General features: G+C 64.4%; 1 protein-coding gene and 1 pseudogene. Both read right to left on the minus strand.

The annotated features are described in order from the left end of the window. Positions 1 to 128 precede the first annotated feature (128 nt). On the minus strand, positions 129 to 299 hold the full coding sequence (locus tag B3D39_RS12250; protein WP_098411498.1) for a hypothetical protein: 171 nt from the start codon (positions 297 to 299) through the stop codon (positions 129 to 131). Positions 300 to 375: 76 nt separating this feature from the next. After that, positions 376 to 747, minus strand: a pseudogene (locus tag B3D39_RS12255) (TRAP transporter large permease subunit); the annotation flags it as partial.

Genomic DNA, 747 nt, shown 5'->3' on the forward strand with positions numbered 1-747 from the left:
CCCGCCATCAAGATCGTCGCAATTCGCATCTTCTCGTCCTTTCGATAGCAGCCACAATGCGCGGCTTCCTCAAGGACAAGACGCCGAAACGCCCGCCGCGGTTCCCAAGTACCGCGATTAGCTGGCCGTCAATTCTTGCGGGTCACGACGCCCAGCCCGGCCCCGACGACAGCTCCGACAGGTCCCGCCACCACGAGACCGGCCACGCCGCCCGTCGCCGCGCGCTGTTCCTTGGTCTCGCCGCAGCCCGCCAGCGCAAGCAACGAAACCCCGACGATCACGAAAAGAGGATACCGCATCCCTCGCCCTCCACTCTCTCTCTATAAAAAAGGGGCGGCCCCTGAAGGCCGCCCCGATCTTTCATTTTCCGGTCGATCAGTTGCTGCCCGGTGTGGGAAGCGGAGGCAGCCCGCCCGGAGCCGCGCTTCCCGAGCTCGACCCGCCAGAGGTCGAGCCACCCAGAGGCGCCAGCGACGGCAGGCCACCGAGGCCGCCCCCATCGCCCATGCCCGGCATCTGCGGCAGCTTGATCTCGACATCCTTCAGATCCACCTGCGGCCCCTTGTAGTGCATCACCATGGCCGGGAAGGCGATCACGATGGCAATCATCGCAACCTGGATGAACACGAAGGGGATAGCGCCCCAGTAGATCTGCGAGGTCTTCACCGGCTCCATCTTCTTGCCGGTAACCTTGTCGATATAGGGCACCTTGGCCGCGACCGAGCGCAGATAGAACAGCGCGAAGCC

It is taken from the genome of Thioclava sp. UBA3469, assembly GCF_002378135.1.
GTDB classification, from domain to species: Bacteria; Pseudomonadota; Alphaproteobacteria; order Rhodobacterales; family Rhodobacteraceae; genus Thioclava; species Thioclava sediminum.

What these genes read in the sequence shown, in the direction of transcription:
- B3D39_RS12250 (WP_098411498.1), bottom strand. Translation starts at nt 299, where the DNA reads ATGCGGTATCCTCTTTTCGTGATCGTCGGGGTTTCGTTGCTTGCGCTG.